Source organism: Paenarthrobacter sp. FR1, assembly GCF_051106045.1.
GTDB lineage: Bacteria > Actinomycetota > Actinomycetes > Actinomycetales > Micrococcaceae > Arthrobacter > Arthrobacter nitroguajacolicus_A.
Map to the genome: position 1 here is coordinate 39,389 of NZ_JBPFSF010000007.1, position 23,087 is coordinate 62,475.

At 64.6% G+C, this 23,087-nt stretch carries 22 protein-coding genes; 14 read left to right on the forward strand and 8 right to left on the reverse strand.

What is annotated here, in order from left to right:
* Positions 1–51: 51 nt before the first annotated feature.
* The gene (locus ACR30Z_RS14575) at positions 52–1,230 is read left to right on the forward strand and encodes a glycoside hydrolase family 76 protein (protein WP_434373229.1); all 1,179 of its coding nucleotides are present in this window, start codon (positions 52–54) and stop codon (positions 1,228–1,230) included.
* 38 nt (positions 1,231–1,268) lie between these two features.
* On the opposite strand, the gene ACR30Z_RS14580 is transcribed toward ACR30Z_RS14575, so the two are convergent.
* On the reverse strand, positions 1,269–1,862 hold the full coding sequence (locus ACR30Z_RS14580; protein WP_144650328.1) for a YdeI/OmpD-associated family protein: 594 nt from the start codon (positions 1,860–1,862) through the stop codon (positions 1,269–1,271).
* Positions 1,863–1,990: 128 nt separating this feature from the next.
* On the opposite strand from ACR30Z_RS14580, the gene ACR30Z_RS14585 reads away from it, so the two are divergent.
* On the forward strand, positions 1,991–2,686 hold the full coding sequence (locus tag ACR30Z_RS14585) for a hypothetical protein (protein ID WP_434373230.1): 696 nt from the start codon (positions 1,991–1,993) through the stop codon (positions 2,684–2,686).
* Here the strand turns inward: ACR30Z_RS14585 and ACR30Z_RS14590 are convergent.
* The 5 genes from ACR30Z_RS14590 to ACR30Z_RS14610 are packed head-to-tail and all read right to left on the reverse strand — an operon-like array spanning position 2,683 to position 10,048.
* Positions 2,683–3,939: a M20 family metallo-hydrolase gene (locus ACR30Z_RS14590; RefSeq protein ID WP_434373231.1), complete on the reverse strand. Its 1,257-nt coding sequence runs from the start codon at positions 3,937–3,939 to the stop codon at positions 2,683–2,685. The two genes, ACR30Z_RS14585 and ACR30Z_RS14590, sit on opposite strands and share 4 nt — an antisense overlap.
* An 8-nt stretch (positions 3,940–3,947) precedes the next feature.
* On the reverse strand, positions 3,948–5,669 hold the full coding sequence (locus ACR30Z_RS14595; protein WP_434373232.1) for an amidohydrolase: 1,722 nt from the start codon (positions 5,667–5,669) through the stop codon (positions 3,948–3,950).
* An 8-nt stretch (positions 5,670–5,677) separates the two neighbouring features.
* Entirely contained in the window at positions 5,678–7,084 is a 1,407-nt protein-coding gene (locus tag ACR30Z_RS14600; RefSeq protein WP_434373234.1) for a gamma-aminobutyraldehyde dehydrogenase, read from the reverse strand.
* A 13-nt stretch (positions 7,085–7,097) separates the two neighbouring features.
* Complete coding sequence (locus ACR30Z_RS14605) at positions 7,098–8,720, reverse strand: thiamine pyrophosphate-dependent enzyme (RefSeq protein WP_434373236.1); 1,623 nt, start codon at positions 8,718–8,720, stop codon at positions 7,098–7,100.
* Positions 8,717–10,048, reverse strand: coding sequence for an MFS transporter (locus tag ACR30Z_RS14610; RefSeq protein WP_144650316.1), 1,332 nt, complete (start codon positions 10,046–10,048; stop codon positions 8,717–8,719). The genes ACR30Z_RS14605 and ACR30Z_RS14610 overlap by 4 nt, the downstream gene beginning before the upstream one ends.
* Before the next feature lie 136 nt (positions 10,049–10,184).
* Between ACR30Z_RS14610 and ACR30Z_RS14615 the strand changes: the two genes are divergently transcribed.
* From ACR30Z_RS14615 to ACR30Z_RS14655, 9 genes are all read left to right on the forward strand, one after another.
* Positions 10,185–11,396, forward strand: coding sequence for a PucR family transcriptional regulator (locus ACR30Z_RS14615; RefSeq protein ID WP_434373238.1), 1,212 nt, complete (start codon positions 10,185–10,187; stop codon positions 11,394–11,396).
* A gap of 306 nt (positions 11,397–11,702) precedes the next feature.
* A complete protein-coding gene (locus ACR30Z_RS14620; RefSeq protein ID WP_434373239.1) occupies positions 11,703–13,070 on the forward strand; it encodes an MFS transporter in 1,368 nt (455 codons plus the stop codon).
* Positions 13,067–13,474: a RidA family protein gene (locus tag ACR30Z_RS14625; protein WP_434373241.1), complete on the forward strand. Its 408-nt coding sequence runs from the start codon at positions 13,067–13,069 to the stop codon at positions 13,472–13,474. Before ACR30Z_RS14620 ends, ACR30Z_RS14625 begins: the two co-directional genes overlap by 4 nt.
* A complete protein-coding gene (locus ACR30Z_RS14630; protein WP_434373243.1) occupies positions 13,471–14,079 on the forward strand; it encodes an RraA family protein in 609 nt (202 codons plus the stop codon). Before ACR30Z_RS14625 ends, ACR30Z_RS14630 begins: the two co-directional genes overlap by 4 nt.
* A 77-nt stretch (positions 14,080–14,156) precedes the next feature.
* Positions 14,157–14,696 carry an NUDIX hydrolase family protein gene (locus ACR30Z_RS14635; RefSeq protein WP_144650308.1) on the forward strand — a complete coding sequence of 180 codons (540 nt, stop codon included), beginning with the start codon at positions 14,157–14,159 and terminating at the stop codon, positions 14,694–14,696.
* A 73-nt stretch (positions 14,697–14,769) separates the two neighbouring features.
* Positions 14,770–15,789 (forward strand): DUF6707 family protein, encoded by a 1,020-nt coding sequence (locus ACR30Z_RS14640; RefSeq protein ID WP_434373244.1) that lies wholly within the window; start codon positions 14,770–14,772, stop codon positions 15,787–15,789.
* A 60-nt stretch (positions 15,790–15,849) separates the two neighbouring features.
* Positions 15,850–16,560 (forward strand): SRPBCC family protein, encoded by a 711-nt coding sequence (locus ACR30Z_RS14645; protein WP_434373246.1) that lies wholly within the window; start codon positions 15,850–15,852, stop codon positions 16,558–16,560.
* Positions 16,561–16,607: 47 nt separating this feature from the next.
* Complete coding sequence (gene tgt / locus ACR30Z_RS14650) at positions 16,608–17,918, forward strand: tRNA guanosine(34) transglycosylase Tgt (protein ID WP_434373247.1); 1,311 nt, start codon at positions 16,608–16,610, stop codon at positions 17,916–17,918.
* Between the two features lie 253 nt (positions 17,919–18,171).
* Positions 18,172–19,101, forward strand: a complete 930-nt coding sequence (locus ACR30Z_RS14655; RefSeq protein WP_434373248.1) for a type IV toxin-antitoxin system AbiEi family antitoxin domain-containing protein — start codon at positions 18,172–18,174, stop codon at positions 19,099–19,101.
* 144 nt (positions 19,102–19,245) lie between these two features.
* Here ACR30Z_RS14655 and ACR30Z_RS14660 read toward each other — a convergent pair whose 3' ends face one another.
* The gene (locus tag ACR30Z_RS14660) at positions 19,246–19,950 is read right to left on the reverse strand and encodes a queuosine precursor transporter (RefSeq protein WP_434373249.1); all 705 of its coding nucleotides are present in this window, start codon (positions 19,948–19,950) and stop codon (positions 19,246–19,248) included.
* 252 nt (positions 19,951–20,202) lie between these two features.
* On the opposite strand from ACR30Z_RS14660, the gene ACR30Z_RS14665 reads away from it, so the two are divergent.
* Genes ACR30Z_RS14665 through ACR30Z_RS14675 form a run of 3 tightly spaced genes read left to right on the forward strand, consistent with a single transcriptional unit; the run spans position 20,203 to position 22,293 of the window.
* A complete protein-coding gene (locus tag ACR30Z_RS14665) occupies positions 20,203–20,865 on the forward strand; it encodes a TetR/AcrR family transcriptional regulator (RefSeq protein ID WP_434373250.1) in 663 nt (220 codons plus the stop codon).
* Positions 20,862–21,776, forward strand: coding sequence for a TIGR01777 family oxidoreductase (locus ACR30Z_RS14670; protein ID WP_434373251.1), 915 nt, complete (start codon positions 20,862–20,864; stop codon positions 21,774–21,776). Before ACR30Z_RS14665 ends, ACR30Z_RS14670 begins: the two co-directional genes overlap by 4 nt.
* Before the next feature lie 46 nt (positions 21,777–21,822).
* Positions 21,823–22,293: a hypothetical protein gene (locus tag ACR30Z_RS14675; protein WP_434373252.1), complete on the forward strand. Its 471-nt coding sequence runs from the start codon at positions 21,823–21,825 to the stop codon at positions 22,291–22,293.
* Positions 22,294–22,345: 52 nt separating this feature from the next.
* Here ACR30Z_RS14675 and ACR30Z_RS14680 read toward each other — a convergent pair whose 3' ends face one another.
* Positions 22,346–22,891 (reverse strand): methyltransferase family protein, encoded by a 546-nt coding sequence (locus ACR30Z_RS14680; RefSeq protein WP_434373254.1) that lies wholly within the window; start codon positions 22,889–22,891, stop codon positions 22,346–22,348.
* Between the last annotated feature and the right edge of the window lie 196 nt (positions 22,892–23,087).

A 23,087-nucleotide genomic window follows, 5' to 3' on the forward strand; every position in this document is an offset into this window, starting at 1 on the left:
TAACTGTAATTGTGAGCCAGTGCACCCCGGCAGCCCCGATAGGCTGGTCCCATGCCCGTCCACGAACCTGCCGGCCGCCCGACCTCCACTGCTGACGCGACTGAATGGGCTGCGCGCGCCAACCAAGCAGCCCGCTCCGTGACGCGTAGTTTCGGCCGGCGCCTGTTCTTCCTGCCCGGCACACACATCGGCGCGGTGAGCCTGCCGGGCAAAGCCACCCAGCGCCTCGCCGGCCCGTGGCACTACTGGTGGCAGGCGCACTACGTCGATTGCCTGGTGGACGCCGGCCGCCGCGAACTCGCGGGCAAAGCAAAGTTCGACGGCGGCTCCCGCCCCAGCGCGGGCCGACTCGCTTCGAGGCTGGTCACCACCATCCGCCTGCGCAACCTGTTCCGGTTCGTGAACGATTACTACGACGACATGGCATGGCTCGCGCTCGCCACGCTTCGCTTGGAGAAACTGGCCGAGGAGACCAAGAAACCGGGCCGTCGTCGTAATGCGTATGTGCGCAAGAGCCTGACCCTGCAGTTTGATTCGGCATCCACTGACGACTTCGGCGGAGGAACGTTCTGGAGCACCAAGCGGGACTTCAAGAACACCCCCGCCACTGCCCCCGTAGCCCTCTACTATGCGCGGACTGACCACCGTGAACAGGCGCAATCGCTGGTGAACTGGCTCAACAGCAAGCTCCTCCATCCCGAACGCGGCGTGTATTTGGATGGCCTGCGGATCAGCAACGGCCAGTTGGTGGTTGACGACGCCGTTTACACCTATAACCAAGGCCCCGTCCTGGGCGCGCTGCTGGAACTCGGCGGCGACGACAACCTGCGCCGGGCGGGCCAGCTGGTGGACGCCGTGGCCCGTGAGCTGACGCTTCCAGGCACGCGTGTCGTCCGGGGCGATGGCACCGGCGATGGCGGGCTCTTCACCGGCATCCTGCTCCGCTATCTTGCGTTGGCCGCAAGGGACCAACGGCTCTCCGCGACCACCAGGGAAACAGCCAGGTCCTTGGTCCTCAGCACAGCCGAAGCGTTCTGGGCGGGACGCCACGAAGCAGAGGCTGGAAGTAAGGTCCGTCGCGGAGTCCCTGCCGTGGTGTTCTCCTTCGATCCCCTGCGGCCGGCGACGGAAACGTATCCGGTGGGTGCCGCCGTCGAACTTTCCACGCAGCTTCAGGCGTGGATGGCGCTGGAAGCTGCGGCGACGCTTGCCCCAACTAACTCGCAGTAGTGGTTGTTATGACGCTTCAAAACAACCACTAATGCCAGTCAGTTGGGTTTCTTGCGCTGCGGGTACGGCGTTTCGTGCCGGGCAAGCATCTCCACGAAGCCGGCGATTTTGCGCGCCCGCGTCTCGGCACGCTTGACCCCGTTGGTGCGGTGGATAAGTGCGAAGCGGTTCTGGGAGGTCAGGACGTCGAACATGGCCTGGGCTTCGGGGACGGCAGCTATGGCCGCGGCGAGGTCGTCCGGAACGACGGAGTCGGCGGGGCCGGCGTAAGCAGCCTCCCAGCGGCCATCGGCTTTGGCGGCCTCGACGGCGGCACGCCCGGCGTCGGTCATCTTGCCTTCGGATTCCAGCCGGGCGATATGCCCCACGTTCCGCACGGACCAGATGCTCTTGCGGCCCCGCGGTGTCATCCGCTGGAAGTAGCTTTCGGCGTCGCGGCTTCTCGCTTGGCCGTCGATCCAGCCGAAACACAGGGCTTCGTCCAAGGCGGCGTCATAGTCCAGTTCCGTGACGTTCCCGCCCTTTTTATGCAGGATCAGCCACACTCCAGGACTGTCGGCAGCGTGTTCGGCCAACCACGCGCGCCACGCGGGCCCGTCGTGGATAAGAAGTTCCTCAAGCTCAATGGGCATGGCCCCATTCTGCTGTGAACAGGCACTGCAGGGAAACAGCCATCACGGCCTAGGCTGAAACGTAGAAGCCCTGCCACACCCCAGGAGGACCAATGTTGCGAGCCCGCCCCCTACATTTCACGTCACGCATGGAGCAATGGACCGAGGTGCTCACCGCCCTGGGCCTGGTCAAGGTGGTGGATCAGGGCGACTGGCGGGAGTTCGACGCCGGATCCGGTCGCCTCGCGCTGCATGCCGCAGCGCACGGTTCCCCGGAGGATGGGACAACGGTGTTTGGCGTGGAGGTGGGGATCTTGGAGGAGTTCGCCCGCCGGACTCGGGAGGACGGCACGCAGGCGGACGTCACCGAAGCGTCCCACGGAACCACGGTCCAAGTGACCGCCAAGGACGGTTTCCAGTTCCTCGCCGATCAAGCCCACACAGCGGAAGACGGCACGTGGGCTACCTCGCATCGAGCCGACCCGGCCCTCATGGTGGTGGCCACCTGGGTGAGTCCCGACGTCGACGGTTCCGCCCAGGAGCTCCGTAACATCGGTGCCCGGCCGCGGACCTCGGACGACGAATCAGCCACCTTCAGCACCAAGAACGGCGGCATCCTGCGCGTGATCCACGGCGCCGTTGCCGGGTCCGGGGACCTGGCTTTGGAGTACGACGGCGAGTTGGAACCCGTGCTGAGACGGCTCACCGGGGCGAAAATTGAGGCGCGGATCAGCGAGGACGTCCTGTACGTGGCCAATCCGGATGCCGTGGGCGGTTCCGCGCCGGCGTCGATTGTGGTGAAGAAGGCCCCCGCACAACAGACACCGGCCAACCCGGGAAGCTAGTCTTCCAGCGCCCCGTCACATAGACGGGCAACCACCTCGGTGAGCATGGTGAGCCCGGCGACGATGTCTTCGTCCTTGGTGTATTCGTGCTCGTTGTGGGAGATGCCATCCACGCTGGGCACAAAGAGCATCACAGTGGGGACCAGGTCCTTCATGTTGGTGGAGTCGTGCCCGGCGAGGGTCATGACTTCCTTGTTGGACAGCCCCAGGTCCGCCGCAACCTTGGCCGCGAGTTCCACCCCTTCCGGCTGGTACGGCGTGACGGCCCAGGAATGTGAGTGGTTCTTTTCAACGGACACGTTGGCGAGCCGTTCGATCTCCGTGATGCGGGCGTGCAGCAGTGCATCGGCCTCGGCCAGGACGGCTTCGTCGGCGCTGCGCAGGTCCAGGAGCAGGTTCACGCGGGAAGGGACCACCACGGGTGAGTTGGGGTACACATTGAGCTGCCCCACCGAGGTGTGCAGGACGCCCGGGAAGCGGTCGGCGAGTTCACGCGCCGCGACCACCAGCATCGACGCTCCCAGGAGGGCGTCCTTGCGGTCAGCGATCACTGTGGACCCGGTGTGCGCCTGCTCGCCGTGGACCACGAACTCATACTTGTTCGCTGCCCAGTTGGAGCTGACCAGGCCGATGGTAACGCCCTCACGCTCCATGCTGCGTCCCTGCTCGATGTGGATTTCGGCGCAGTAGGCCGCCTCCGGCCCTTCAAACGTTCCGCGGCAACCGATCGCGTCCAGCGCGTCCCGCACGGAAATTCCGGCGGCGTCCTTGGTGTCGAGCGCATCCTCCAGGTCCAGTTTGCCGGTGTACACGGACGAGCCCATCATGGACGGCTTGAAGCGGCTGCCTTCTTCGTTGAACCAGTTGACGACGGCGAGGTTGAACGTGGGTGCCGTGGCGCCGGCTTCCCAGCGCGCTGCCAGGCGGAACGCGGCGTGGGCAGCGGCGAGGACGCCGTACGCGCCGTCGTATCGTCCCGCCGTCGGCTGTGAATCCATGTGGGAGCCGACCACCACGAAGGGCGCACCGGGCACGGCCTCGTAGAGGCCCCACTGGTTGCCTGCGTGGTCGAACTTCACCGTGAAGCCGTGTTCCTCGAGGAGGCCCGCGAGCCAGCGGCGCTGTTCGCCGTCGGGAATGGTGGCGGCCTGGCGGTCCACGCCTCCGTTTTCGGTGGCACCGAAGGCGCTCATGGTGTGGAAGTCCTGCACGAAGGCGGTGTCCTGGGCGGTGAAACGTGTGGTGGTTGTCATGGTCTCCCCTATGAGCTCTGCGTCGCTGAAACACGGCCCGCGAACGGACTTTCTTTGGAAAGTTCAGCGTTGAAGTCGGTTGATTGATGGGTGAAACGGCCTCCGACGGCGGTGGCCAAGACCCGCAGTTGGCTGATGGCCGGTGCGGTCAGCGGTGAGGCGGACAGGACAACGAAATCGGCGAGCTTGCCCGGTGACAGCGTGCCCTTCTCCGCAAGGGATCCGGTGGCTGCGGCGGCGGCGCTGGTGTACGCGGCAAGTGCCTGCTGCGGGGTGAGGCGCTCGGCCGGGTTGCCAAAGACGGCCCCGGACTCCGTCTTGCGGTCAACAAAAGCTTGCATGCCGCGGAGGACGTTCCCGTCCGCGACGGGCCGGTCCGAGCTTCCCGCGAGCACCACTCCTGCTTCCAGGAAGCTGGCTGCCCGGTACGCCCACGGCAGGCGGTCCGGTCCGAGGGAAGCGGTCATGCCGTCCCCACCGTCCCGGAAGAAGCTTGCCTGGGGTGTCACGGCGATGCCGGCGTCCGCAAGCCTGGCGAGTTGATCGGGGCGCGTCATGGAGGCGTGTTCGATCCTGTTGGGCACCCGACGCGGCCCGTACACAGCTTGGCAGTCCGTGATGATATCCACGGCGAGGTCGATGGCCCGGTCCCCGATGGCGTGCGCCGCGATGGACCACCCGGCGGCGTAGGCGGCCTCAATGCGTTCCCGCAGTTGGGCGGGGTCTGCTTGGAAGTAGCCAATGTTGCCGCGGTTGTCCTTGTGCCCGTGACTGCAGAACTCGTGGCTCACGGCCGCGGTTTCGCCAAGTAGCGAGCCGTCAAGGAAGACCTTCGCGGGACCAAGGGACAGGTACTCGTTTCCGAAACCGCTGGTGATGCCAAGGTCCAGCCCGGCCGGGGCCGCGCCAACACTGTCGGAGGCATGCCCGTTGAGTCCGTGCAGCACGTCCAGCACCGGCATCACCTGTGCCCGGGCGTGGAGCCGTCCGTGCGCCGCGGCGCCTTGGTAGGCGGCGAGCTCGGCCGGGCTGTGCCCGATCCACCCGCCACCCACGCCGGCCTCGGTGAAGCTCGTGATGCCTTCGGACGCGTAGTACAGCGTTGCCCGTTCGAGGGCGGCCTCGATGTCCTCCAGCGAATACGGCAGGATCAGCTGCTGGATCAGTTCCTGGGCCGTCTCCTGGACGAGTCCCGTGGGACGTCCAGCTGCATCGCGGACGATCGCTCCGCCGTCGGGATCGGGGAACGACGGCGACTCGGCACCTGCCAGCCGCAACGCGGCTGTGTTGACCACAGCCATGTGCCCGGAGTTGTGCCGCATGAACAGCGGCCGCTCCCCCGTGATGCGGTCCAGCTCGGCGATGTCCGGGAAAGAACCGCCGTGCTGGGTCTGGCTGAATCCGGTGGCGAAAAGCCACGCCCCGCGGTCGGCCCCGCCGTGAGTCACAGCACCGCGGAGAAGCCCATACAGCTCCTCCAGACCGCGGGCGCCGGAGACGTCCAGTTCCGCCAGGCCCAGCCCGAACCACGTGGTGTGGCAATGGGCGTCGATGAAGCCTGGCGTTACCGTGGCGCCGTCGAGGTCCAAAACCTCACGGGCATCCAGCCCGGCGACGTCCTCGTCGAGGCCCACGATGCGCCCTTGCCAGATGCCCAGCGAACTGGCCACCGGGCGCGACGGGTCCATGGTGATGATGTCTGCGTTCCGCAGGAGGAGATCGAGTTTCATGTCAGGTTCTAGCGGTGCGAAGTGGTGACGGACTTGATGCGCGTGTAGTCCTCGAGGCCGTACACGGAGAGATCCTTGCCGGTTCCGGAGTGCTTGAATCCGCCGTGGGGCGCTTCGGCCGGAATCACCTGGTGGCAGTTGATCCATACGGCACCGAAATCGAGCTCGTTGGACACGCGGGTCACCACACCGTGATTCTCGGACCACACGCTGGATGCCAGGGCGTACTTGGTGCCGTTGGCCAGTTCAATGGCTTCGTCCTCGGTGGCGAACGGCTGGACCGTCAGCACGGGGCCGAAGATTTCATCGCACACCACTTCGTCCGTCTGGAACACGCCATCGATGACCGTCGGCTCGAAGTGGAAGCCCGTGCCGGTGCGCTTGCCGCCGGACAGGACACGGGCGTTGGCAGGCAGCCGGGACATGAAGCCCTCCACGCGATCCAACTGGGCAGCGCTGTTGAGCGGACCAAGGTCGGCATCGTCGCCCCCTACCTTCAGGGCGGAAGCGGCGTCGGCCAGAGCCGCCGCGAACTCGGTGTGGATGTCCTGGTGGACCAGCACCCGGGTCACCGCCGTGCAGTCCTGCCCGGCATTGAAGAAGGCAGCAAGGGCGATTTCGCCCGCGGTCCGCCGGATGTCGACGTCGGCAAACACCACGGCGGGCGCTTTGCCACCGAGCTCCAAATGGACGTCCTTCAGGGTCTTGGAAGCCGCCGACATGACCTGGGCACCGGCCCGGGTGGAACCGGTGATGGAAACCATCTCCGGGATGTCGTGCTCCACCATCGCAGCGCCGGCTTCCCGACCACCGCAGACCACGTTCACCACGCCGGCCGGGTACACCTGCTGGGCCAGTTCCCCCAGGACCACGGTTGACCAGGGTGTGGTGTCGGCGGGCTTGAGGACCAGGGTGTTACCCGCTGCGAGGGCGGGACCGATCTTCCAGATGGCCATCATGAACGGGTAGTTCCACGGCGTGATCTGGGCGACCACCCCAATGGGTTCCCGCCGGATGGTGGATGAGAAGCCCTCAACGTACTCTGTCTGGGCCGTGCCGGAAACAACCCGGCAGGCCCCGGCGAAGAAACGCAGTTGGTCCGCGCCGCGCAGGATTTCGAGCTCCTTGGTAAGGGCTGCTGGCTTGCCCGTGCAGGCAACCTCTGCCTCGAGGAGACGATCGGCATTCGCCTCAATGAGGTCCGCCAACTGCAACAGCAGCGACTGGCGCGTTCCCGGCGTCGTGCGCTTGTAACTCTTGAAAGCCGCGGCGGCGGCTTGGAAGGCGGAGTCGACGGCGGCGGCGCCACTGTCCGGCGCCGTGCCGATTTGCTGGCCCGTGGCGGGGTCGAAGAACGGCAGGCTGGCCGCGTCGTCCACGGACTCGCCGTTGATGATGTTCTGAAGCTGGATCACGGTGAGGCTCCGGTCAGTTTGTTGATGTCTTGGGGGAACGCGTGGTGGGGTCCTGCGGCAGATGCAAGAGGGCCGGGAGGCCGGAGTCGACGGCGCGGCGGAACGCGGCAGCGAAGTCTTCCGTGCGGTCCACGCGCTCGCCGTAGCCGCCGTAGGAGCGGGCGAGTGCCGCGAAGTCCGGGTTGGTCATGTGCGTGCCGGACGGTCGGTCCGGGTAGTGCGCTTCCTGATGTTCGCGGATGGTGGCGAAAATGCCGTTGTCCACTACCAGGACGATGAACTTGGCGCCGTAGCCCATAGCCGTGGCGATCTCCTGGCCGTTCATCATGAAGCAGCCATCACCGGCCACGGAAATGACCTGCCGGCCGGGGTATGCCAGCGACGCCGCTACGGCCGCCGGGATGCCCATGCCCATGGCCCCGTTACGCGGAGCGGCCAGGGAGTTGGCGGAGTTGTGGTCCAGGTAGCGAGCGGGCCAGATCGCGTGGTTTCCGGCACCGAACGTCAGGACGGCGTCGGGGTCCATTTCCTTCTTGAGGACCTCCATGGCGACACCCAAGTCGACGCCAATGCCGCCGTCGGGCCGCGGCGTGGAGAACGTGAGCTGATCGGCGCGGGCGCTGGCGAACCAGCCGTCCTCGCGCTCGCCGGCCGCAGGAAATGAAGCCAGCACAGCGGCGAAGGCGCTGACGTCCGCGATGATGTGCTGGTCCACGCGGCCGAAGTGGCCCAGGAGGTTGGCATCGGCGTTGACTATTACGGTCTCGGCGTCGAGCCCGCGCTTGTAGCCGTCGGACAGGACGTCGCCGCGGACGCAGCCAACAAAGATCAGCAAATCGGCGTCGTCCAGGCGCTGGGAGTTGGCGTCGCTGCGGCCGTAGCCCAGATAGCCGGCGTAGGCGTCGCTGCGGTGCGGGACGGCGTCGTAGGCGCGGAAGTCGGCCACCACCGGGACGCTGTTGCGGCTCGCCCACGCGGCCAGCTGCTCGCCGGACTCCTGCGTCCAGCCTTCACCGCCGACGACGACCAGCGGCTTGCGCGCCTTCTCCAACTTTTGGGTGAGGCCGGACAGCTCGGCCGCGGCGGGCTCGGGACGGGCAACCGTACGAGGTTCCACAGTGGCGTCCTCAACGACATGCACCAGAACATCCTCCGGCAGGCCGATCACCACGGGTCCGGGGCGTCCGCTGAGGGCGGTGAAGATCGCGTCGTCCACCACGCGGGCGGCGGAAGCGGCGTCGTCGAGGGTCACTACCTTCTTGGCTGTGCTGCCGAACCAGGCATTGATGTCGAACTCCTGGAACGACTCGCGGCCACGATCAGCCACCGGGATCAGGCCGACGAACAGGATCAGCGGCGTGGCGTCCTGGTGGGCGGTATGGATGGCAATGAAGGCGTTGGCAGCACCCGGACCACGGGTCACCATGGCGATGCCAGGAAGCTCGGTCAGGCGGCCTTCGGCCAGTGCCATGAACCCGGCACCGCCCTCCTGCCGGGCCACCACGTTCCGGATCGGCGAGCCGTGCAGTCCGTCAAGGACGTCCAGGAAGCTCTCGCCCGGCACGGTGTAGACGCGTTGGACGCCTGCCCGTTCGAGTTGGTTAACAATCAGGTGGCCGGCGGTGGTTGTGCTCAATGCTTCATTCCTTCTTCTTCGATGGAAAGGGCGGGGAGGAACAGGCCGGAGAGCGCAGTCAGTGCGGACACGACCAGGAGGATGATCGCTCCAGGCCAGAAGGAGTTGTTGGCGGCTACCAGGGCGGTGGCGATCAGAGGCACGAAGCCTGAGATGACGCCTGCAGTGTTGGAGGTGATGGCGACGCCGGTGTAGCGGACCTTCGTGGCGAACAGCGCAGTCAGTGCGGTTCCGGAGACGGCGTAAGGGATGGAGAGGACAGCGACGCCGATCATCATGGCGAGGACCACCAGGACGGGGTTGCGGCTGTCGATGGCCAGGAAGACGGGGATCGCAATGATGGCCGAGGCCACGCCGCCCCACAGGATGACCTTGCTGGCGCCGTACTTCTCGCCCAGGCGGCCTGCCCAGATCAGTGCGGCGATCTCAAGTGCCGCAGCAAGCAGGGTGCCCAGGAGCAGGAGTTCAGAGGGCAACTTCAGGACTTTGGTGCCGTAGAAGACCACGAAGCTGGTGATGAGGTAGAAGCCACCAATGCCGAGCAACGCCGAGCACATGCCCACCAGGATTTGCCGCCAGCTGTTCTTCAGCACGCCGCGGATGGGAGCGTGCTCCGTCTCGCCGGATTCCATCAGGGCTTCGAATTCGGGGGATTCGCTGAGGCGGCTGCGGATCCACAGCGAGATGGCCAGCAACGGGATGGCGGCGATGAACGGGATGCGCCAGCCCCAAGCGTCAAAGTTGGTCTGTCCTACCAGGAACAGCATGCCGAAGAAGCCACCGGAGGAGAGGATGGTGCCGATCGGGGAACCGATCTGCGGCAGGGCGGCGTAGCGTGCGCGCTTTTCCACCGGAGCATTCTCGACGGCGATGATCACCGCGCCGCTCCACTCACCGCCGACGGCGAGTCCCTGGACGATGCGCAGCGCCACCAGGAGGATGGGGGCGGCCAAGCCGATGGTCATGTAGTTCGGCAGCAAGCCGATGAGACCGGTGACAATGCCGATGCCCACGATGGTGACCATGAGGATCTTCTTGCGGCCCACCTTGTCTCCGAGGGCGCCGAAGATGAAGCCACCGATCGGACGGGCCACGAAGCCTACCGCGAGTGTTGCGAAGGATCCCATGGCCGCCACGAAGGGGTCCTGGGAGACGAAGAACTGTGCGTTGAACACCAGCGCAGCGGCTGTGGTGAAAAGGAAGAAGTCGTACCATTCCAGCGCAGTGCCCACCAGGGCGGCCAGGGCCACCTTCTTGGTAACGCTTTCATCGACGACGCGTACTGCCGTGGGACTGGTGTCCGTGGCTCCGCTGACCGTGCTTGCCATTGTTGCTCCATGAGTGCGAACGGGACCGGACGTTGGGGGTGCCCGGGCAAATTTGTGTGACTCAATCCATAGTGCCAGTAGTTTTTCCCAAAATGACTAGCAATCCACCACGGAATCATGGCGCTAGAATGTGTGAATGCACAATTCTGATACCTCGGGGCATGCTGTTCGGTGGACTGAGCTGGTGGATCAGCTCGAGGGCAGGCTGGACACCTTGGCGCAGGCCTTCACCACGAGGGTCCGTGAGATCCCCGAATACGGCGAAAGCCAAGTGACCGTCCTGGAAATCCAGGAGACAGCACGGGAGACTTTTCGGCGCCTGATCAGCGGCCTCAGGAATGGCCGCATCGACAGCCGCGATGGCCTGCTGGACTTCGCTTCCGACCTCGGGTCCAAGCGCGCCCGGGCCGGTATCCCACCGGAGTCGCTGACCTCCGCCGTGCGCTTGGACTTCAGCATCCTGTGGGCCGAACTGCTGGAGATCGCCCACACCGAAGATGCCGCCCTGCTGGCCACCAGGGTGGACCAGGTGTGGAGCGTCGTGGACGAATTCGCCACCCGCACCCACACGAGCTACTTGACCGAGCGGGTCAGGATGGCCCAGGAAGAGTCGAGCATCCAACGCGAGTTCATCGCCCGCCTGTTCAACCAGAGCAGCCCATCGTTGGAAACCTCCGCGCAAGTGGCTTCCGCGTTAGGCATCAACCCGGAGTCGCGGTTTGCCTTGGTGGCAGCCAGCGGCGAACCCGGTGCACGGCTGCGGGCAGCCACGTCCCAGTTCGGATCGGGGCAGCACACCCGGCAGCGGTTGTTCCTGCACGAATCCGGCGGCAACACCTATGTCTTCTGGGCGCTGCCTGCGGCACGGACGCGAGGACCTGAACCCCGAGGCGAGGCTCACAGCCCGGAAGTCGACAGCCAGCAGCTGCCACCCGGCGTCGTGAATGTCCCTTGCGGGTACGTGCCCGAAGTCCTGGGCCTGCGCGCCCTACCGGGGGCTGCCCGAACCGCCGAAAGCCTGGCTGCCCTGCTCCGCCCCCGGGACACCGGCCCCCTCTCCGCCGATTCCGCCTGGGCGCGGCTGGCCCAACAGAACCTGCAAGACGCCGGGCTGGACCTCGCCGCAGAACTCGAGGCGGCCTTGGCTGACTGCCGGGGCGGCGAGCGCGAACGCTTGCTGGAAACAGTCCGGAACTACCTCAGCACGGGCAACATCACCGTCACCTCCGAGCAACTCTTCTGCCACCGCAACACCATCCTCAACCGCCTCAACCGGTTCCAGGAGCTGACGGGGATAGACCTTGCCGTTCCCGCAAAGACGGCCCGGCTGGTGGTGGCGTGGGCCTAACACTTTCGCGGCCGCGTTTCTTCCTGACCTTGTTTTCCGGCTGCGAAGGCGAAAAGTGACCGAAAAGGGTTGATTTCGGCTCGTCTGGGGTCAAAATGAGGCCACCAAGCCGCGGCGGCAGGCAGCAGCCCCCCACCAGGAGGCCCGGCGTCGGGAATTCCGCGCCCCGTGGCGTCGGTGTGTGTTCTCACATTCCCGGGCTCGGTTTGCTGGAAGTTATGCCATTGATGGTGTGATCGAGCACACACCATAGTTGGAGCTACCTTGCACCGGACACTCGTCCCCGCACCCCATCCGGAGAATCAGATGGCCCACACGGTAGATACTGCCTCCGCATCAACATCCAGGCTGGACCTGGCAAAGATGCGCAAGATTGCCCTCGCCAGCGTTATTGGCACCACCGTCGAGTGGTACGACCTTTTCGTCTTCGGGACGGCGTCGGCCCTTGTCTTCAACAAGATCTTCTTCCCCAGCTTCGATCCAATCGTCGGCACCATGCTGGCCTTCGGCACCTTCGCTTCCGCCTACATTGCCCGCATGGTCGGCGCCATCATCTTCGGACACTTCGGTGACCGGCTGGGCCGCAAGTCCATGCTCCTGGTCTCCCTCCTGACCATGGGGGCAGCTACGTTCGCCATTGGCCTGCTGCCGGATTACAACAGCATCGGCATCATGGCCCCGCTCCTGTTGCTCTTCCTCCGCGTCATCCAGGGCCTGGCCCTCGGCGGCGAATGGGGCGGCGCCGTGCTCATGACCGTTGAACACGCTCCTCCTGCCCGCCGTGGTTTCTACGGTTCGCTGGTGCAGGTCGGCGTTCCCGCCGGCACCTTGATCGCCAACGTGGCCTTCCTGATTGTTGCCTCCACCGTCAGCACCGAAGCCCTGTATTCGTGGGGCTGGCGCATCCCGTTCCTGGCCTCGGTCCTCCTGGTCACTGTGGGCATCTACATCCGCCTGCACATCGAGGAAACTCCTTCCTTCCAGGCAGTCAAGACCGCCGGAGCCAAGGCCAAGATGCCGTTCGCGGCACTGATGGCCAAGTACTGGAAGCAGGTTGTCCTGGGCGGCGTCGCCACCCTTTCCACGGGCAGCACATTCACCCTGTTGGTGGCCTCCGGCGTCTCCTATGGCAAGAAGGAACTCGGCCACTCCGAGAGCCTGATGCTCTGGGTGGTCCTGGCCTCCTGCATCCTGGGACTGTTCCTCATCCCGTTCTTCGGCAAGCTGTCGGATAAGTATGGTCGCAAACCCATCATCTTCGCCGGCGTGGCAGCCGAGGCAGCACTCGCCTTCCCCATGTTCTGGCTCATGGACACCAAATCGGTGGCACTGCTCTTCGTCGCCTACCTGGCCATGATGACCGCGTTCTGCGCCAACTACGGCCCCATCGCCACGTTCCTGGCCGAGCTGTTCGGCTCCAAGGTCCGCTACTCCGGCCTGTCGGTGGCTTACATGTTGTCCGGCCTCCTGGGCAGTGCCGCCACCCCGTTCGTCACCACGTGGCTCTTGGGCATGACGGGTCAGAGCTCGTCCATCGCCTGGTACATCATGGCCGCAGCCGGACTGTCCCTGGTGGCACTCTTCCTGCTGACCGAAACCCGGTACGGCAACATCGACGCCGTCGACGAGGCACCCGCGTCCGCTGGCTCCGCAGAAGCCGCGGCAGCCCGGTGACCGTCACCACCATCGAGCGCCTGGCAGGCATCCCCGGCCAGGCGCCCGCCGTCGGGCCCTTTTCCCCGGCGGTCATTGCGAACGGCTTTGTGTTCACCTCCGGCCAGATCCCCGCCATCACGGGACTTGACGATCAACCGGACACCTTCGAAGGGCAGGTCCGGCAAACCATCCAGAACCTCGCCGAGGTGTTGGCGGCTGCAGGATCCAGCCTGCAGCACGTGGTCAAGATCAACACCTACCTGACCAGCCCGGACCAGCTGGAAGAGTACAACCGCGTATACGTGGAGTACTTCGGAACCGCCAAGCCTGCCCGGACCACCGTGTGCGTGAGCTTGTGGGGCGTCTCCTTGGAAATTGAATGCGTGGCAGTCCTTGCCGGGAAACCAGAGGTTGCCCAGTGACCCCCACCAGCTTGGAGGACCTGACCGACGTCAGTTACCCGACCATCGGCCACTTCCTCGAAGAGGGCTTCGTCTCCCCCGCTGTCCAGTCGCTTCTGGACAACGTGAAGATCGCCGGCCCAGCCGTCACCGTCCGGATCGCCGACCAGGACGCCATCGCCATGAACCGCGCTCTCCTGGCACTCAAACCCGGGGACGTCCTGGTGGTGGACATGCTCGGCGACCACCGGCATGCGCCCGTCGGGGCCGTGACGGCAGCCGCGGCGCTCGCCCAAGGTGCTGCCGCCGTCGTGGTTGATGGCGTGGCCACCGACGTGCTGGAACTGCGGCAAACCGGCTTGCCGGTGTTCGCCCGCGGGACCTCGTGCCTCACCACCAAGCGCCTCCACGGGAACGGGTCCGCCGTGAACGTCCCCGTGAGGTGCGGCGGCGTGGAGGTCAACCCCGGCGACCTGGTGCTGGGGGACGACAACGGGCTGATCGTGCTTTCACCCGACGCTGCACGGGACGTTCTGGCCAAGGCGCTGCAATCGGACGCCGCCGAGCCGGACATCCTTGCGCGCATAACATCCGGGGAGCCACTCGAATCGATTCTGGCGCTCTAATGCCGCCGAGAGCGTAACCGCCCAGCCGCCGGGACGCCACCAAGGAACTTCGGCTGGGGATGGGGTAGAACTTAACCATGAGCGTACGTACACCCGACCCGTATCCAGGCTGGCTTTCAGATGAAGACCTCTTCGAAGCCCGCGGCCGCCTCCCCATGGTCTACGTGGAGGCTGTTCCGGTCAGGCTGGATCCGCTCGGGTATGTGAACGAGGTTGGCACGCTCCTGCAGGGCGACGCCGACGGCAACATGGTGCGCTACCTCGTCTCCGGCCGCGTCCTCTACCGCGAAACCATCCGCGCGGCGCTCCTGCGGCACATGGAAAAGGACCTCGGTCCCCTTGCCTTCCCGCAGTTGCCCATCAGCCCGGTTCCGTTCACAGTGGCCGAATACTTCCCGGCCCCGTCCCAGACGGGCTTCACGGACGACCGCCAGCACGCTGTGTCGCTGGTCTACATCATCCCCGTGACCGGCGAATGCGAACCGCGACAGGACGCCTTGGAACTGACCTGGATGACGCCTCAGGAGGTGCTGAGCGACGACGTCCAGCAGGAATTCGAGGGCGGCCGCGGAAACCTTGTGCGGCAGGCCTTGGCATTCTCGGGCGTGGTTCTCTAGCGGGTCCCGAGCCCTGCAGCGGCCGGTCTTTGTAGACTGGACGGCGGACCCCAAGAGAACCAAAGGACTTCCGATGACTCACAGCCCAGCCACACAGCAGTACAGAGAGAAGCAGGCTGGGGACCTGCAGCCCGGAGACTTTGTGTTCCCGCCCGGTGACGGACCAGCCGAGGAAATCCGCAGCATCGAGGTGCACAACGACGACTACGGCGTGGCCGCCCTGCTGCTTGCGACAATGGTCGACGGCGGCACGGTACGGATAGCTGTCGGGTCCAGTGTTCCTGTGGGTGACGGAGTAGCGGCCGGCTCAGGCGCGGACGCCGGCGACGCCGGCACAGCCGACTCGCCCGGGCCCGACTCCGGCACCACCGACTCCAGCACCGCCGCGGATGCCGACGCCGATGCTCCCGCTGGACCTGCCGTCGTCGTACCTCCGCGCCCCGAGTCGCCGCCGACGTATACCGGACCGAGCGCTGAAGAACTCGCGCTCATTCCCGAACCCGAAGGAACCCACGAAGCTGTGGTGAGCGCCGCCGCCGCCAACCACAAGGGCAAGAACGGCGTTCAAGTACTTGCCGAACGGCTCTCGAAAGGCATCAACACCAAATCCGGCAGCTGCCTCCGGGACCTGAGCGACCTCGCGTTCGATCTATGCATCGTGCTTCGCGATCCGGACCACGCTTTGGCCGTCGCGGACCTGCTGAACGTGCTGCCCTTTGACGGAAACCTGGATCGCTGGGCGTCGATCGAGAGGGCATTGGCATTGTCCAGTTTCATCTGCCGCGAAGCAGGCCAAGCCGAGCGTGCCGCCGTGTACGAGAAGCTGCTCCGAGCCCCCGAGTCCCAGGAAGAGGACCCGTTCAAGGCCCGGATCAACGCCAGGGTGCGCCAGCGCTCGCTCAACGAACCCAACCTGTACGACAAGGAAATCTTCCGCGCAATCGACAACGGCAACCACGAAGCCGAACGCGAATGGCGGTTCCTGCGTCTGGAAGCACTCATGTTCCTGCGCGCCCACGGCGGGTCCAAGACCATCGGTGAGGACGAGTTGGCCCGGCGGATCGGCAACGAGCTGGAATCGGTGCGCGCTTAAGCCTTTTTGGGGGATTTCAAGACCTGTTATGTGGGCGCGAACGGCGGTAGATTCGGGGCCATGACGAACAATCTGAGCGTTGTGGTTAATGCCGATGCGCAGCAGGTTTGGACCATGCTGCGTGAACCGTCGCTGGTAGCCCAATGGCATGGCTGGGAAGCCGACGATCTCACCGACGAAATCAAACAGATCTACTTCAACACGGACGTTGTGGAAGGGCCCGATCACACCAGCCTGACCGTCAACGGCGGAGACATTTTCGAACTCCACCCGGTCTCAGGCGGCACGGAAGTGAGGGTCACCAGGGTTGCCTTGGACCACGACTCCGAATGGGCCGACTGGGACGAGGACATCACCCAAGGCTGGCTCACGTTCCTGCACCAACTCCGCTTTGCCTTGGAACGTCACCCGCACGGGCACCGGCGGACGCACTTTATCTCCCTCCCGGGCAAGGGCGGCCCGGCCATTGAGAAGCTGGGACTGGGTGATTTGCCGCCTGTTGGGGAGGAGTATTCGCTGACCCTCGCCACGGGTGAGAAGATCTCCGGCAAGGTCTGGTTCAAGAGCCGGCACCAGGTTGGCCTCACCGTCCATAGCTACGCCGAGCATGGAGATGGGCTCCTGATCGTCGCCGAGCAGCTGCCGATTCCGGAAAAAAGGCCCGACGGCGGCTCCATGGTGATTGCCTCCACATACGATTTGGGGGCGCACACCTTGGCGGACATCCGGTCGTCGTGGGACAACTGGAAGGCTGAGAACTACGGGTCGTAGGGCCCGCTCCGCAGGTTACTCCCGGTAAAGCTGGCACACTTGGTAGCGTGCCAGCTTCCTCTTCTGCTCCTGCTTCTTCTCCTGCGCTGCCCGGATTGTCCCACCGGCAATCAGAGTTCTCCTTCTCGGTGGGCACGCGCCTCACTGAAACGTGCTCGCCGTCGGACGCCCAAATAGACGCCAACGGCGGCGCGTTCCTGGGCCGGACCGGAACCATCACCACGCCGCACGGGACCATCCAGACGCCCGCGTTCATCGCCGTCGGGACCAAAGCCACCGTGAAAGCAGTGCTTCCTGAGTCCATCGCTGAGCTCGGCGCCCAGGCAGTCCTGGCCAACGCCTACCACCTGTACCTGCAGCCGGGGCCCGAAATCCTCGATGCCGCGGGCGGGCTGGGCGCGTTCATGAACTGGTCCGGTCCCACGTTCACCGACTCCGGCGGATTCCAGGTGATGAGCCTGGGCTCGGGGTTCAAGAAGGTCATCGACATGAAGAACGTGGATTCTTCCGGTCCGGATGACGCCGTGGCTCCCGGCAAGGAACGGCTGGCGCACATTGACGATGACGGCGTCTGGTTCAAGTCGCACCTGAACGGGGACCGGCATCGATTCTCCCCCGAGATCTCCATGCAGGTCCAGCACCAGATCGGCGCGGACATCATGTTCGCCTTTGACGAGCTCACCACGTTGCAGAACTCTCGGGCGTATCAGGAGGAATCCCTGGAGCGGACGCGTTTGTGGGCTCTGCGGTGCTTGGCGGAACATGCTTCCCTGACCGCGTCCCGCGTTGGTAAGCCGTACCAGGCGCTGTTCGGCGTGATCCAGGGCGCCCAGTATGAGGACCTGCGCCGCAAGGCCTGCCAGGACCTTGGCGCCATGCCCTTTGATGGCTATGGAATCGGCGGTGCGCTGGAAAAGGAAAACCTGGGCACGATTGTCCGCTGGTGCAACGAGGAACTTCCCGAGGACAAACCGCGGCACCTGCTGGGCATCTCCGAACCGGACGACATCTTCACGGCCATCGAGAACGGCGCCGACACGTTCGACTGTGTCTCCCCCACCCGAGTGGCCCGGAATTCCGCGTTCTACACCCCGTTCGGGCGCTTCAACCTGTCCGGAGCCCGTTACAAGACGGACTTCGGCCCCCTGCAGGACGGCTGCGACTGCTACACGTGCGTGAACTACTCCCGCGCTTACATCCACCATCTGTTCAAGGCCAAGGAAATGATCTCGGCAACGCTGATCTCCATCCACAACGAGCGGTTCGTGGTGAAGATGGTGGACGATGCCCGCCTGGCCATCGAATCCGGGGACTTCTTCGAGTTTAAGGCCGAGACGCTGGGCCGGTACTACTCGTAGACCCGGCATGGGCTCGCTCCCGCCCCGACATCGCTGGTCCGGTGCCAACTCGCTGGAGCTGAGCCAAATCGCGGGTCCGGTGCCAAATCGCTGGTCCGGTGCCAAATCGCTGGAGCGGTGCCAAATCGCTGGAGCGGAGCCGCGACTTCGCACGGCTCCCGCGTCGTCGGCATGCGCACAGCGATCTCAGGCGTTGTCCACATAGCGGCAGCAGGGGCTACCTTGGGCCGTGTGCGCAGCCAAGGCTTGGTACATGAGTCAGAAACAGACGTCGACCCTCCCCCAGCTGGGAACGCTTTGGCGCACACAACAGCTCAATGAACTGGGACTTGGTTCACGCGCAATCGCCGAACTCGTCCGGAAGGGTGAGCTTCTCCGCGTGCGCCAGGGATGCTACGTCCGAAAGGCGGCGTGGGACAAACAGCCAGTCGATGCCCGCGGCAAACAACTGATACACGCGCATGCTCACGGAACTCTCATCACGTCCAATGGGGGCTTCGTCTACAGTCATACTTCTGCGGCTCGGCTGCACGGCTTGTTCCTATGGAACGTGGACCAGCTGATCCATCTCATTCTTCCCACCAACCCCTCCAGCGGTCGGCTTGGCAAGGATGTCCGCGGCCACAGGCTGCGGTTGCCTCCCTCCCAGATCGTCATGGTGGAGTATCTTCCGGTGACCGACCTGGAACGAACGGTGGTGGACTGTGCCATGACGTTGAGCTACCGGCAGGCCCTGATCATCATGGATCACGCGCTTCGGCTCGGAGCGGACAAGCCGCTCATGATGGCGCACGCGGGCACCTTGTCGGGAAGGCGGGGAGTCACGACTCTGCGGAGATGCTTGGCCAATGCTGACCCCACCTCCGAATCCGCAGGAGAGACGCTATGCCGGGAACTCCTCCAACGGCTCAAGGTACCGATGCCCGCGGCGCAGGTAGAGGTGCAAAGCCGGATCGGTCGCTATCGGATGGACTTTGCGTGGAAGCGGGAGAAGGTGGCCCTCGAGTTCGACGGAGAGGTCAAGTACTTCAAGTACGCCCGAACGGACCGGGTGATCTTCGAGGAACGACGCCGGGAGAAAGCGCTCGTTGAGGACGGCTGGTTCTTCATCCGGGTGGAGTGGCGGGACCTGTTTCAGGAGCAGGAGTTCAAAGCGCGCGTTCTGAAGGCCCTCCATCGGTGAGCTCGACGCGGGCCGCGCGTACCGCCGTCGTGCTGGTTCGCGAGATCGCCGAGCCTGTGCGGGGAAGCGGGATCCGTGCGAGATCGCCGCTCGTATCCGGCGATCTCGCACAGCTCCCGCGTCTGTGGCGCTGTTCCTGCGTGCTTAGCTAACTCCGTAGCTGGGCTCGCGCTTCTTGATCCAGCCAACAACCAGCACGGTGAGCGGCACGAACAGGAACTCCACGGCGGTCTTGTAGACGAAGCCCACCAGGACGTAATTGACGAATGATCCCGCGTCCGTGATGCCGATGACCGACGCCGCGATGCTGCAGAAGATCAACGTGTCCACGAATTCGCCCACCACGGAGGAGCCCATGAGGCGTGCCCACAGGCTCTTTTCGCCGGTGCGTGCCTTCATTTTCACCAGGATCCACGAGTTGATGGTCTGACCTGCCAGGAACGCAAGCAGCGACGCGAGCACGATCTGCGGCACGGGACCGAGGGCACCTTCGATGGCAGCCTGCTTGGCGGTTCCGTAGTCGTCGGTGAAGCCGGGCAGCACGATGATGATCCAGTAGCAGAGGGACGCGAACACTGAGAGCGCGAACGAAGTAATGATGGCCTTCCGCGCCACTTTGAAGCCGTAAACCTCGCTCATCACATCACCCAGGATGTAGGCCAGCGGGAAAAGGAAGAACCCGCCATCGGTGATGATGGGCCCGAGCACCACGCCCTTGGACGCGCCGATATTGGACAGGATCAGCACCACGGCCATGACGGCCAGCATGATGCCGAAGTACGGGGAGCCGATTGAAGCGAAGCGCGGAGCGGGCTTGCTCAAGGTACTGGAGCCGGAGGGCGAGGGCATGGGTCATCCATTTCTTAGTGGTTCGCGCAGGCTTCCTAGGTGAGGTTGCCCCGCTGTATTAGCACTGTGGGTGGTGGGGCATTCGGCCCGGCACCGCTTCCATTCTCCCACCCACGGCCCCTCTCTCACATCCCACCCCTTTTCGGGCATCCCTCTCTCACATCCCACCCACCAATCTCATTTTGAACACGTTCAGAAATAATGGCATACTCATTGTTGAACACGTTCAAAACTTTCCGCGAGGAGCAACGCATGGCTGCAAAGAGTGAACAGACCCGCCAACTGGTGGCCGACGTCGCACTGAAGATGTTCCGCGAAATCGGCTTCGAAAAGACCACCATGCGCGCCATAGCCCAAGAGGCCGGCGTCTCGGTCGGCAATGCCTACTACTACTTCGCGTCCAAGGACGAACTGGTCCAAGAGCTGTACATCCAGGTGCAGGACGAGCATGCGGTGGTGGCGGCCGAGGCCCTCGAAGGCGTCCAGGATCTCGCCGGACGACTCAAGGCAGTGCTGCACACCGGCGTCGATGTCATGAACCCGTACCACCAGTTCGGCTCCGACTTCATTGCCACCGCGATCCGGCCGACGTCGCCCGTCAACCCGTTCGGTGAGGCGTCCACTGCCGCCCGCGAGGCCTCGCTCGCGATCTTCCGGTCCGCCGTCGAGGGCTCCTCCCCCGCCGTCGCGAAGAAGCTGCGCGGCGATTTGCCCGAGCTGCTGTGGCTGACGTACATGGGAGTCGCGCTGTTCTGGGTCTACGACACGTCAGAGGGCCAACGCCGCACCCGCAAGCTGATCGACGGCGCCGCGCCACTGGTGGCGCGCGGCTTATCGCTCGCGAAGATTCCCGGCGTGAGCAAAGTGTTCGACGACGTCCTGGGACTCGTGCGCAACGTCAAGGCAGACTCATGACCCCGTCGACGGTGGTGATCGCGGGCGCTTCCGGCTTCATTGGCAGCTACTTCCAGCGGCGGTTCCTTCAAGAGGGCTGGCAGGTCCGGACCGTTGGGCGGGACGCTTCGGCTGACGCGCAGTGGTACGACGACGGCGCCATCACCAAAGTGCTGGACGGTGCCGAACTGCTGGTGAACCTCGCCGGACGATCCGTGAATTGCCGTTATGACGAGCGGCACAGGAGGGAGATCTTGGACTCCCGGGTTCTCACAACGCGTGCCTTGGGCCGGGCTACGGCGCGATGTGCCGAACCTCCCCGTACATGGATCAACTCCAGTACCGGAACCATTTACCGGCACGCGGACGACCATCCGCAGTCCGAGGGCTCGGGTGAATTGGGCAGCGGGTTCTCCGTGGACGTGGCCCGTGCCTGGGAGAACGAGTTGGAGGCTGCGGTTGTGCCCGGCACGCGCAAGGTGCCGCTTCGCATGGCGATCGTGCTGGGGGCAGGTGGCGTCATGAGCCCCCTCCGGAACCTCGCCCGGCTCGGCTTGGGTGGGCACATGGGGCCCGGAACGCAGAAGTTCAGCTGGATCCATGTGGAGGACTTGTTCCGTGTTGTCCTGTTCGTCCACGGGCAGCTTGGCCTTAGCGGTCCAGTGAACGCGGCGACGCCCCAGCCGGTGGATAACCGTGAGCTCATGTCATTGGTCAGGCGGAGCATGGGTGTCCCCTTTGGCGTCCCGACGCCATCGTGGCTGCTCGAGGCCGGGGCCGTGCTCATCCGGACCCAGACCGAACTGGTGCTGAAGAGCCGGTGGGTGGAACCCCGGAAGTTGCTCGACGCGGGTTTCGCGTTTGAGTACCCTTCGTTGGCCGGTGCGCTCGGCGAGATCGCCGCAGGGCATTCCGATCCCTCTCTCACATAACCACCACCTCAGCCGATCCCTCTCTCACATCACTAGGAAGGTCGCCATGAGCCAGGAACCATGGACTGACGAGGATGAGTACTCGCTGGCAGTGCGGAGGCCGTCAAGCGATTGGCGCTACGGCGCGAAGGATCGAGTGGTACTCGGCGGCAAAGGACTGGCAGTTGGAATCGCCGTAGCGCACCTGACGTTTTGCATCTTCTGGGCGTTTCACTCCCTGGGATGGGCCTTGATCCTTTTCATCTACAGTCTGCTCCCCGCCTGGGTAGTCGGCGCAGTGGTGGGATCACTCGTAGGCCTGGCCCTGCGTCGTGTCCGTAACCAGTGGCTTCACGTTGCGGCCTTCTTCACAGTTGGGTTGCTCATGTGCCTGCCCTTTGGCGGACTCTCGGCAACCGGTCCGCTGCTGTTCTCGTTGTCCATCGCCCTCGCGGCCGGCGTCGGCCGCTTGGCCATCTGGAGGCTCGTTGTGACGAACGAGCAACCCTCTCGGGAGAACCCTCTCTCACATAAGTGAGGGTTTCACCCGATCCTCTCTCAGATATTCGCACCGTTGAGGTAACGCTCGCTCACATCACGCCATTACGACGGCGGTCCCCAGGGTCGCGTCGCCGGAATCCGACGTAGCGGGGAACCCTTGCCGAATAGTCGGCGTAAGCCTGTTGAAACTGCTCCGACAGTGTGGCCTCCTCATGAAGCACACCCCAATGTTCCGCGAGCGACCCGGCAGGCATCGTGGCAAAGCCCCAGGCCGTACCAGCTAAACCGCCGGCACCCAGATGGACGAGCCACCAACCGACGTACATCGGATGACGGGTGTACGCATATGGGCCGCTGGTGACCAGAACGTCCGGCCGCTCAAGAGCGAACGGGCCAGCCGACCGTCGTCGCCGTTCAATAAGTGCCCATGTATTGATACCGACGCCGGCGAGTACCAGTCCGGTTCCCACCAGTCCGTTAAGGAGCCGCGGACCGGGAAGCCGCACGGGATGCAGCCTTTGGAGCAGGACGCACACCGCCAGCCCAGTCACTTGTCCAGGAGGCAGCGGAACATTGCCGAAGGCTCTCTTCCAGCTGGGCAACGTCCCCTCGGCCGCCCCCGATAATCTCGCCATGCCAGCACGGTACTCCCGAAAATCCCTGTGATGTGAGAGAGCGTCCACCAAAACACGACGGGATGTGAGAGAGCGACGGTGGGGCGAGCGCTGACCGGCCTCATCCGAAACCTAAGGAAGTGTTAGGAAATGCCCGGCCAACTATGGCTGTGCCGTGCATCACCCATAGTTTGGAACATGTCCTCTTCACCCCGGA

Coding starts and splice junctions, on each gene's coding strand:
- ACR30Z_RS14610 (WP_144650316.1), bottom strand. CDS start 10,048: ATGGCAAGCACGGTCAGCGGAGCCACGGACACCAGTCCCACGGCAGTA.
- ACR30Z_RS14585 (WP_434373230.1), top strand. CDS start 1,991: ATGGAGCAATGGACCGAGGTGCTCACCGCCCTGGGCCTGGTCAAGGTG.
- ACR30Z_RS14635 (WP_144650308.1), top strand. CDS start 14,157: ATGAGCGTACGTACACCCGACCCGTATCCAGGCTGGCTTTCAGATGAA.
- ACR30Z_RS14665 (WP_434373250.1), top strand. CDS start 20,203: ATGGCTGCAAAGAGTGAACAGACCCGCCAACTGGTGGCCGACGTCGCA.
- ACR30Z_RS14595 (WP_434373232.1), bottom strand. CDS start 5,669: ATGAAACTCGATCTCCTCCTGCGGAACGCAGACATCATCACCATGGAC.
- ACR30Z_RS14660 (WP_434373249.1), bottom strand. CDS start 19,950: ATGCCCTCGCCCTCCGGCTCCAGTACCTTGAGCAAGCCCGCTCCGCGC.
- ACR30Z_RS14680 (WP_434373254.1), bottom strand. CDS start 22,891: ATGGCGAGATTATCGGGGGCGGCCGAGGGGACGTTGCCCAGCTGGAAG.
- ACR30Z_RS14575 (WP_434373229.1), top strand. CDS start 52: ATGCCCGTCCACGAACCTGCCGGCCGCCCGACCTCCACTGCTGACGCG.
- ACR30Z_RS14620 (WP_434373239.1), top strand. CDS start 11,703: ATGGCCCACACGGTAGATACTGCCTCCGCATCAACATCCAGGCTGGAC.
- ACR30Z_RS14675 (WP_434373252.1), top strand. CDS start 21,823: ATGAGCCAGGAACCATGGACTGACGAGGATGAGTACTCGCTGGCAGTG.
- ACR30Z_RS14670 (WP_434373251.1), top strand. CDS start 20,862: ATGACCCCGTCGACGGTGGTGATCGCGGGCGCTTCCGGCTTCATTGGC.
- ACR30Z_RS14645 (WP_434373246.1), top strand. CDS start 15,850: ATGACGAACAATCTGAGCGTTGTGGTTAATGCCGATGCGCAGCAGGTT.
- ACR30Z_RS14640 (WP_434373244.1), top strand. CDS start 14,770: ATGACTCACAGCCCAGCCACACAGCAGTACAGAGAGAAGCAGGCTGGG.
- ACR30Z_RS14580 (WP_144650328.1), bottom strand. CDS start 1,862: ATGCCCATTGAGCTTGAGGAACTTCTTATCCACGACGGGCCCGCGTGG.
- ACR30Z_RS14615 (WP_434373238.1), top strand. CDS start 10,185: ATGCACAATTCTGATACCTCGGGGCATGCTGTTCGGTGGACTGAGCTG.
- ACR30Z_RS14590 (WP_434373231.1), bottom strand. CDS start 3,939: ATGACAACCACCACACGTTTCACCGCCCAGGACACCGCCTTCGTGCAG.
- ACR30Z_RS14655 (WP_434373248.1), top strand. CDS start 18,172: ATGAGTCAGAAACAGACGTCGACCCTCCCCCAGCTGGGAACGCTTTGG.